Below are 9,837 nucleotides of genomic sequence, written 5' to 3'. Positions count from 1 at the left end.
GCCGCCGGGGCGCGGTCCCGTTCGGGGACACGTCCCGGTCCCTGCGCACCCCGCCCCGCCCGGGAATCTATGCTGGTGGGCAACCGCCCCACGGCGGGACCTCCTCACCAGCCAGGGAAGCGAAGAATGAACGTACTGCTCACCGGCGGGGCCGGGTACATCGGCTCGCACACCGCGGTCGAACTCCTCCAGGCCGGGCACCGGGTCGTCGTTCTGGACAACCTGGTCAACAGCCACGCCGAGTCGCTGCGCCGGGTCGAGCGGATCACCGGGCACGCGCCGGTGCTGGAGACCGGCGACTGCACCGACCGGGAGACCGTCGCCCGCGTCCTGGCCGAGCACGACATCGACGCCGTCGTGCACACCGCCGGCCTCAAGGCCGTGGGGGAGTCCGTCGCCCAGCCGCTGCGCTACTACCGCAACAACCTCGACGCCCTCCTCTCCCTGGTCGAGGCCATGGACGAGCACGGCGTCCGCGACCTGGTCTTCAGCTCCTCGGCCACGGTCTACGGCGACCCCGAGACGGTGCCCATCCCCGAGGACGCCGCCCTCAGCGCCACCAACCCCTACGGCGCCACCAAGCTGTTCGGCGAGCGCATCCTGGCGGACCTGGCCGCCGCCGACCCGCGCTGGCGCATCGTCTCCCTGCGCTACTTCAACCCCGTCGGGGCCCACCCCAGCGGCCTGATCGGCGAGGACCCGCAGGGCGTCCCCAACAACCTGCTGCCCTACATCGCGCAGGTCGCCGCGGGCCGCCGCGAGTTCCTCCAGGTGTTCGGCGACGACTACGACACCGCCGACGGCACCGGCGTGCGCGACTACCTGCACGTCGTCGACCTGGCCCGCGGCCACCTGGCCGCCCTGGAGCACCTGGCCGACGCCCCCGGGCACCGGGTGTACAACCTCGGCAGCGGCCGCGGCTACTCGGTCCTGGAGTGCCTGCGCGCGTTCGAGAAGGCCGTGGGCCGCCCCCTGCCCCACAAGGTGGTCGCGCGCCGCCCCGGCGACATCGCCGTCTGCACCGCCGACCCCACCGCCGCCGCCCGCGACCTGGGCTGGAAGGCCGACCGCGACCTGGACGAGGCCTGCGCCGACGCCTGGCGCTGGCAGTCGGCCAACCCGCGGGGGTTCGCGGGCTGAGGGGGCTCACGCGCTGGGGGCCACGGGCTGGTAGGGCTCGCGCCGCGGGGGTCCGCGGGCTGAGCCCGACCGCACACCCGGCGCGGACCCGCCGGACACGGCCAACGCCCTAGACTGGGCGTATTCCCTTGAACTCCTGCGGAAGGTCCTCCGTCGTGTCCGTTGGTGCTGACAGCACGTTCGACACCGTCCTCGTCGTGGACTTCGGCGCGCAGTACGCGCAGCTGATCGCCCGGCGGGTGCGCGAAGCTCACGTGCACAGCGAGATCGTGCCCTCGACCATGCCCGTGGAGGAGATGCTCGCCAAGAAGCCGAAGGCGATCATCCTCTCCGGCGGCCCGTCCTCGGTGTACGCCGAGGGGGCGCCCAACGTCGGGGCCGAACTCTTCGAGACCGGCGTCCCGACCTTCGGTATCTGCTACGGCTTCCAGGCCATGACCCGCGCCCTGGGCGGGACGGTCGACAAGACCGACCTGAGCGAGTTCGGCCGCACCGAGCTCACGGTGACCGACGGGGACTCCCTGCTGTTCACCGGGCTGCCCGCCGGGCAGTCGGTGTGGATGTCCCACGGCGACTCGGTGATCGAGGCCCCCGCGGGCTTCCGCGCCGTCGCCACCACCGCGGGCGCCCCGGTGGCCGCGTTCGAGGACACCGACCGCCGCCTCTTCGGCGTCCAGTTCCACCCCGAGGTCCTGCACAGCGAGCACGGCCAGGAGGTGCTGCGCCGCTTCCTGTACGAGGGCGCGGGCTGCCGCCCCACCTGGACGATGCTGAACATCGTCGACGAGCAGGTCGCCCGGGTCCGCGAGCAGATCGGTGACAAGCAGGTCATCTGCGGCCTCAGCGGCGGCGTCGACTCCGCGGTGGCGGGCGCCCTGGTGCAGCGCGCCGTCGGCGACCGGCTCACCTGTGTGTTCGTCGACCACGGCCTGCTGCGCAAGGGCGAGGCCGAGCAGGTCGAGAAGGACTTCGTGGCGATCACCGGCGCCCGCCTCAAGGTCGTGGACGCCGAGGAGCGCTTCCTGACCGCGCTGGCCGGGGTGACCGACCCCGAGGAGAAGCGCAAGATCATCGGCCGCGAGTTCATCCGCGTCTTCGAGCAGGCGGCCCGCGAGGTCGTCGCCGAGAGCGGCCAGACCGGCGGCGAGGTCGAGTTCCTGGTGCAGGGCACCCTGTACCCGGACGTGGTGGAGTCCGGCGGCGGCACCGGCACCGCCAACATCAAGTCGCACCACAACGTGGGCGGCCTGCCCGACGACCTCCAGTTCACCCTGGTGGAGCCGCTGCGCGAGCTGTTCAAGGACGAGGTCCGCAAGGTCGGCGAGGAGCTGGGCCTGCCCCCGGAGATGGTGTGGCGCCAGCCCTTCCCCGGCCCGGGCCTGGGCATCCGCATCATCGGAGAGGTCACCCGCGAGCGCCTGGACATCCTGCGCGAGGCCGACGCCATCGCCCGCGAGGAGCTGTCCCACGCCGGGCTGGACCGCGAGATCTGGCAGTGCCCGGTGGTGCTGCTCGCCGACGTCCGCTCGGTGGGCGTCCAGGGCGACGGCCGCACCTACGGCCACCCCGTGGTGCTGCGCCCGGTCAGCAGCGAGGACGCGATGACCGCCGACTGGTCGCGCGTGCCCTACGACGTGCTCGCCAAGATCTCCAACCGGATCACCAACGAGGTCCGCGAGATCAACCGGGTGACCCTCGACGTCACCAGCAAGCCCCCGGGCACCATCGAGTGGGAGTAGGCGCGGGGGAGCAGCCTCCCACCGCCCGCACGTAAGGGGCCCGGCCGATACCTCGGCCGGGCCCCTTCGCGTTCTCCGGGTACGGGCGCGGGTCAGTCGTCCCGGAGGAAGATCTCGGCGGGTTCCGCGAAGCGGGTGTGCTGGAACAGCAGGGCCTCGGGGTAGTCGCCGAATTCGAGCGTGAACACCATGATCCCGCCGGCGGTCTCGCCCGGCTGGACGGTCTGCCACAGGGAGTCCTGCTCCTCCACCCGGCTGGGCCGGTCCGCGACGACCTGCGGGTGCCGCCCGGTGCGCACGGCCTGGATCTCGCGGTCCAGCAGCACGGGCTGCTCGCTCAGGTTGGTGTAGGAGACGTCGAGCACGCAGTAGTGCCCGTTCTCCTGCACCCGGACCTCGCGGCTGGGGATGGTCGTCAGGTCGCACTCCACGTCGAGCACCTCCACGTGGGCCAGGCCGTCGGCGCTGGTGGCCGCCATCAGGCCGCTGCCCGCGGTGGGCGGGGCGTCGGTGTCGTCGTCGCCGGGCTGCTCCTCCGGGGCCGCGGAGGAGCCGGGCTGCTCCGTCTGCGGGGTGGTCGGGGGCTCGTTGTCGCCCAGGTTGGTCACCACGTACAGCAGCGCCAGCAGAGCCAGGACCAGCGCCACGGCGGCCGCCGCGGCGACGATGACCAGGCCGCGCCGGTTGCCCGGGCCGGCCGGCCGGTGCGGGGGCGGCGGCACCGGCGGCACGTACGGCTGCGGGCCCGGCCGCGGCGCCTGCTGGTCGGCGGGCGGCACGATCGGGATCGCCCCGGTGGAGGCCGGGTGTCGGGCGGGCGGCGGCCCGACGGGCGCGCCCGCCTGCGGGTGCGGGGGCGGCGGCGGTCCCTGCGGGTGCCCGCCGCCGGGGTGCCCCGGGGCCGGGCGCACGAACGTTCCGCTCTGGTGCGGGTTGGGTCCGGGCGGCGCGGGCGGCGCCTGGTAGGCGCCGGGGGCCGGGTGGCGCATCCCGGTCATGGTCTGGTGGGCGCCCTGCGGCGGCCCGTGCGGCATCGGCGGGGGCAGGTTGGGCCGCCACGACTGGTGCAGCGCGTGCGACACCATGTCGTTGGGGTTGGAGGTGTCCTCGCCGCCCGCCAGCTCCAGCAGCAGGTCCTGGGCGGTGGGCCGCCGGTTGGGGTCCTTGTCCAGGGCCCGCAGCACCAGCCGGTCCAGGGGGCTGTCGAGGTTGCCGATCTGGGGTTCGGCGAACAGCACCCGCTTGCCCAGCGTCATGGCGTCGCCGTTGCCGAACGGGTGGGTGCCGTTGCCCGCGAACGCGACCAGGCACCCCCAGGCGAAGATGTCCGCCTTGGTGGTGACCTGCTCCTCCAGCAGCTGCTCGGGCGCCATCCAGCCCGGGCTGCCCATGACGATGCCCGTCTGGGTGTGGTTGGTGGCGGTGTTCATGGCCCGGGCGATGCCGAAGTCGATCACGCGCGGACCCGACAGCGACAGCAGCACGTTGGCGGGCTTGAGGTCGCGGTGCACCAGGCCGGTGCGGTGGATCGCGGCGAGCGCGGCGGCCACGCCCAGGGCGAACCCGTGCAGGGTGGAGGAGTCCAGGGGGCCGTTCTGGGCGATGTGCTCGGCCAGCGCGGTGCCCGCGATGTACTCGGTCACCATGTACGGGCGGTTCTCGAACGTGCCGTGGTCCAGGACCTTGGCGGTGCAGAAGGAGGCGACCTTGCGGGCGTTCTCCATCTCGTCGCGGAACCGCGCCCGGGTCGCCTCGTCGAAGGCGAGTTCGGGGCGGATGACCTTGATCGCTACCTGGTTGTTCCGGTCCGGCAAGCTGCCGAGGTAGACGGTGCCCATGCCGCCGCTGCCCAGCTTCCCGGACAGCACGTAGGGCCCGATGGTGGCCGGATCTCCGGCGCCCAGCGGTTCCAGGTTCTTCGGGAGCCCATCCGACGGCAAGTAACCCTCCCCGACGGTGTCCAAACTCCGCCTTGCCCCAAGGTAGCGGTGTTTGTGCCCTGATTCCCACTCACGGACCGCATCGGGCCGGTTCGCGGAAGGGCGGTGACTGACATGACAATGGTGACGATCCCCGAATCGTGTCCTTGGTTCCCGTTTCCGCCCGAACATCGTGTTCGTCTCACGGAACAGGGGTGAACACAGCGGTTCCCCTGCGGGGATGTGCGTTCACGCAAGGTAGGGGGTTCCTTTACGATTGGGGACTCGTGACAGTTGATACCACCGTAACCGTGCGGGTTCCCGCGAAGGTCAACCTCCAGTTGGCGGTGGGGCCCGCACGTGAGGACGGGTTCCACGACCTCGTCAACGTTTTCCACGCGGTCTCGCTGTTCGATGAGGTTACCGTCCGGGAGGCGGGACCGCGCAGTGGGCGACCCGACGGTAGCACCTCGCCGGGCGGGGGGACCCTTCTCGCCGAACTGACCGCGAACGGTCGTTCGGTATCCCACCTGTCACGTGTGCCCCTGGACGCCTCGAACCTCGCCGCGGCCGCCGCCGACCTGCTGGGCCGGGAGACCGGCCGGGGCCGCCCGGTGCGGATCCACCTGGAGAAGCGCATCCCCGTGGCGGGCGGGATGGCCGGCGGCAGCGCCGACGCGGCGGCCGCCCTGGTGGCCTGCGACCGGCTGTGGGGGACGGACCTGCCCCGCGAGGACCTGCTGCGGATGGCCGCCGAACTCGGCAGCGACGTGGCCTTTCCCCTGGTGGGGGCCACAGCGGTGGGCCGGGGCCGGGGCGAGATCCTGGAGCCGGTGGCCAGTCCGGGCCGGTACCGCTGGGTGTTCGCGCTGTCCCCGCACGGCCTGTCCACGGGCGCGGTGTTCGCCGAGTACGACCGGCTGCGGCCCGACGCCCCCGCCCCGGAGCTGAGCGCGGCCCTGCGGGACGCGCTGGCCGCGGCGGATCCGGCGGCCCTGGGCCGGGCGCTGGCCAACGACCTCCAGGAGGCGGCGCTGTCGCTGCTGCCGGAGCTGGAGCGCACGCTCAAGACGGGCGCGTCGGCCGGGGCGCTGGGCGCGCTGGTGTCCGGGTCCGGGCCGACCTGCGCGTTCCTGGTGGGCGGCGACGCCGAGGAGGCGTCGGTGGTGGCTGAACGGGAGGCCGCGGTGGTGGCCGCGCTGGAGGCGAGCGGGCTGTGCGAGCAGATCGTGCGGGCCGACGGGGACGTTCCCGGCACGGTCTTCGTGTGACGTAAATCACCCTTGATTTCCGGGCGGGAGCCCCCGGTCTCCGCATTGACCTCAACCTTGGTTGAGATTGAAGACTGGGGGCATGCCGACGACACCAGCCCTCACCCGCTACGCCGACCTGCCCGCCCTCATCGGTCTGATGGAGGGCGACGAGAAGCACAGCGTGGCCGCGCACTCCACGCTCGACGTCGTCTGGGTCCTCTACGACAGGGTCCTGGAGGTCTCGCCCGAGACCGCAGACGACCCCGCCCGCGACCGGTTCCTGCTGTCCAAGGGCCACGGGCCCGCCGCGTTCTACGCCGTCCTGGCCGCCAAGGGCTTCCTCGACGTGTCCGCGCTGCGCGGCTGGACCGCGTTCGACTCCGCCCTGGGCCACCACCCCGACCGGGTGCTCGTCCCCGGCGCTGAGATCGGCAGCGGCTCGCTCGGCCACGGCCTGCCCATCGCCCTGGGCACCGCCCTGGGCCTGCGCGCCCAGGACGTCCGCCGCCCCGACGGGACCGCGCCCCGCACCGTGGTGCTCGTCGGCGACGGCGAACTCGACGAGGGCAGCAACCACGAGGCCATCGCCGCCGCCGGGCGGCTGGGCGTGGCGTCCCTCACCACCGTCGTCATCGACAACGGGTCGGCGCTGCACGGCTGGCCCGGCGGGATCGCCCGCCGCTTCGAACTGGAGGGCTGGGCCACCCGCGAGGTCCAGGGCCGCGACCACGACGCCCTGCACGCCGCGTTCACCCGCCCCTGGGGGGACCGGCCGCTCGCCGTCGTCGCCCGCGTCCGCCCCGCGTCCTGACCCGCCGAACCGAGGGAGCACCACCGTGACCAGCACCACGACCGCCACCGCCCGACCCGTGCCGCCCCGGACCGCTCAGAAGAGCATGCGCGAGACGTTCGGCGCCGTCGTCAGCGAGGAGATGGAGAACGACCCGCGCATCGCCGTCGTCCTCGCCGTCATCTCCGGAGAGATGTTCCACCGGGCCGGAGCCCGCCACCCCGGGCGCGTCATCGACCTGGGCATCCGCGAGCAGGCCATGATCGGCACCGCCGGCGGGCTCGCCCTCACCGGGCTGCGGCCGGTGGTGCACAGCTACGCGCCGTTCCTGGTGGAGCGACCCTTCGAGCAGCTCAAGATCAGCCTGGGGCACCAGGAGGCCGGGGCGGTCCTGGTGAGCATCGGCGGCTCCTACGACGCCTCCGAAGAGGGCCGGACCCACCAGGCCCCCGAGGACGTCGCCGTGATCGACACCCTGCCCGGCTGGACCGTCCACGTGCCCGGCCACGCCGACGAGGTGCGCGCCGCGCTGCGCGACGCCCTGCCCGGCGATGACCGCGTGTACATCCGGCTGTCGGGCACCGCCAACCGCGAGCCGCGGCCGCTGACCAAGGACCTGGCCGTGGTCCGACCCGGCTCGGCCCGCTCCGCCGGGGTGGTCGTGGCCGTCGGCCCCATGCTCGACCGCACCCTGGAGGCCACCGCCGACCTCGACGTCACCGTCGCCTACACCGCCACCGTGCGCCCCTTCGACCGCGCCGGACTCAACACCCTGGTGGCCGCGGCCGGGAACGCCGACGTGATGCTGGTGGAGCCCTACCTCAAGGGCACCTCGGCGCACGAGGTCTCCGAGGCGCTGGCCGACCGCAGGCACCGCCAGCTCTCCCTCGGTGTGCCCAGGAACACGGAGCTGCGCGCCTACGGCACCCCGGCCGACCACGCCCGGGCGCACGGGCTGGACGCGGAGGGAATCGCGCGTGCGGCCAGGGACTTCTTCCTGGTGTAGGGCCGCTTTCAGAGAGCATGTGCCGGGCCGTGTGCCGGGTTGGCCGTCCGGGGAACCCGATGCCCGACGCCATGTGAAATCCTGATATGTAGTGATACGGACCTGCCCGGGGCCTTGCGTGGTGCGGCCCCGGGCTCCTTTCGTCCAGGGCACCCGGTGGTACCGGGGACAATGGAGACGATGACGAATCTGGTCAACCTTCAGGACGTGTCCCTGGCCTACGGGCCCCTCGTGCTCCTCGACTCGGTGTCACTGGGCGTGGACGAGGGCGAGCGCATCGGCGTGGTCGGCCGCAACGGCGGCGGAAAGTCCACGCTGATCTCCGTGCTGGCCGGGGCCTTGCCCCCCGACTCCGGCCGGGTGGTGCACAACCGCGGCCTGCGCGTGGGCTTCCTGCACCAGCGCGACGACTTCCCCGACACCACCGTCGGCGCGTTCGTGCTGGGCGAGCGCGCCGAGCACGAGTGGGCGGGCGACTCCCGCGCCCGCGACATCCTGCGCGGGCTGCTCGGCGGCTGGAGCCTGGACACCCCCATGGCGGGGCTGTCCGGCGGCGAGCGCCGCCGCGCCGGGCTGGCCCGGCTGCTGGTCGGCGACCACGACCTCATCGTCCTGGACGAGCCCACCAACCACCTCGACATCGAGGGCATCCACTGGCTCGCCGGGCACCTGCGCGACCGCCCCGAGGCGCTCGTGGTCGTCACCCACGACCGCTGGTTCCTGGACGCCGTCACCACCCGCACCTGGGAGGTGGGGCGCGGCAGCGTCGAGCGCTACGAGGGCGGGTACGCCGCCTACGTGCTGGCCAAGGCCGAGCGCGAGCGCCAGGCCGCCGCCAGCGAGGAGCGCCGCCAGAACCTCATGCGCAAGGAGCTGGCCTGGCTGCGCCGCGGCGCCCCCGCGCGCACCTCCAAGCCCAAGTTCCGCATCGAGGCGGCCAACCGGCTCATCGCCGACGAGCCGCCCGCGCGCGACACCGTCGAGCTGGTCAGGTTCGCCAGCTCCCGCCTGGGCAAGACCGTCATCGACCTCAAGAACGTGACGGCGACCGTCCCGGGGCGGACCCTGCTGGACCACCTCACCTGGCAGCTCGGCCCCGGCGACCGGATCGGCCTGGTCGGGGTCAACGGCGCGGGCAAGTCCACGCTGCTCAAGATCCTCGCCGAGGAGCGCGAGCCCGACTCGGGCCACGTCCGCACCGGGCGCACCGTCCGCCTCGCCCACCTGTCCCAGAACGTCACCGAGCTGGACCCGCAGGCGCGCCCGCTCCAGGCGGTCATGGACGTGCGCGAGCACGTGACCATCGGCAAGCGCGACTACACCGCCAGCCAGATGCTGGAGCGGTTCGGGTTCCGCGGCGAGCGCCAGTGGACCCCGATCGGCGACCTGTCCGGCGGCGAGCGGCGCCGCCTCCAGCTGCTGCGGCTGCTCATGGACGAGCCCAACGTCCTGCTGCTGGACGAGCCCACCAACGACCTGGACATCGAGACCCTCACCGAGCTGGAGGACCTGCTCGACGGGTGGCCCGGCTCCCTGGTGCTGGTCTCCCACGACCGGTACTTCCTGGAGCGGATCACCGACCGGGTGCTCGCGCTCATGGGCGACGGCTCGCTGGCCTTCCTGCCGAACGGGGTCGACGAGTACCTGGAGCGCCGCGCGGCCACCGCCGACGAGGTCACCGTGCCCCTGGGCGCCTCCGAGACGGCCGCCGCCCAGGCCCCGGCCGCGGCCCCCGCCGTGTCGGCGGCCGACCGCCGCGCCGCGCAGAAGGAGATGCAGCGCGTCGAACGGCGGATGGACAGGATCGCCAAGCGCGAGGCCGAGCTGCACGAGCAGATGGCGGCCGCCGCCGAGGACTACACCCGGCTCGCCGAACTCGACGCCGAGGCCAAGGCCCTGGCGGGCGAGAAGGAGGAGCTGGAGCTGATCTGGCTGGAGCAGGCCGAACTGGTCGGCGACTGACCCGGCCGGTCCCTCCGGGGCGGCCGGG

General features: G+C 73.2%; 7 protein-coding genes. 6 read left to right on the top strand and 1 reads right to left on the bottom strand.

Features of this window, described 5'->3' with window-relative positions; genetic code table 11:
• Positions 1-126 precede the first annotated feature (126 nt).
• A complete protein-coding gene (galE, locus tag ACJOT3_RS27940; protein WP_406976106.1) occupies positions 127-1,140 on the top strand; it encodes a UDP-glucose 4-epimerase GalE in 1,014 nt (337 codons plus the stop codon).
• 155 nt (positions 1,141-1,295) lie between these two features.
• Positions 1,296-2,879, top strand: coding sequence for a glutamine-hydrolyzing GMP synthase (guaA, locus tag ACJOT3_RS27935; RefSeq protein WP_406976105.1), 1,584 nt, complete (start codon positions 1,296-1,298; stop codon positions 2,877-2,879).
• A 92-nt stretch (positions 2,880-2,971) separates the two neighbouring features.
• On the opposite strand, the gene ACJOT3_RS27930 is transcribed toward guaA, so the two are convergent.
• A complete protein-coding gene (locus ACJOT3_RS27930; RefSeq protein ID WP_406976104.1) occupies positions 2,972-4,819 on the bottom strand; it encodes a serine/threonine-protein kinase in 1,848 nt (615 codons plus the stop codon).
• A gap of 266 nt (positions 4,820-5,085) precedes the next feature.
• Between ACJOT3_RS27930 and ACJOT3_RS27925 the strand changes: the two genes are divergently transcribed.
• From ACJOT3_RS27925 to ACJOT3_RS27910, 4 genes are all read left to right on the top strand, one after another.
• Positions 5,086-6,069, top strand: a complete 984-nt coding sequence (locus ACJOT3_RS27925; protein ID WP_406976103.1) for a 4-(cytidine 5'-diphospho)-2-C-methyl-D-erythritol kinase — start codon at positions 5,086-5,088, stop codon at positions 6,067-6,069.
• A gap of 82 nt (positions 6,070-6,151) precedes the next feature.
• Complete coding sequence (locus tag ACJOT3_RS27920; RefSeq protein WP_406976102.1) at positions 6,152-6,862, top strand: thiamine pyrophosphate-binding protein; 711 nt, start codon at positions 6,152-6,154, stop codon at positions 6,860-6,862.
• 85 nt (positions 6,863-6,947) lie between these two features.
• Positions 6,948-7,847 carry a transketolase family protein gene (locus tag ACJOT3_RS27915; protein WP_406976107.1) on the top strand — a complete coding sequence of 300 codons (900 nt, stop codon included), beginning with the start codon at positions 6,948-6,950 and terminating at the stop codon, positions 7,845-7,847.
• Positions 7,848-8,027: 180 nt separating this feature from the next.
• Positions 8,028-9,809 (top strand): ABC-F family ATP-binding cassette domain-containing protein, encoded by a 1,782-nt coding sequence (locus ACJOT3_RS27910; RefSeq protein ID WP_406976101.1) that lies wholly within the window; start codon positions 8,028-8,030, stop codon positions 9,807-9,809.
• Positions 9,810-9,837: the final 28 nt, after the last annotated feature.

Source organism: Nocardiopsis protaetiae (assembly GCF_045446735.1).
Lineage (GTDB): Bacteria > Actinomycetota > Actinomycetes > Streptosporangiales > Streptosporangiaceae > Nocardiopsis > Nocardiopsis protaetiae.
This window is presented reverse-complemented; position numbering and strand designations above follow the sequence as displayed.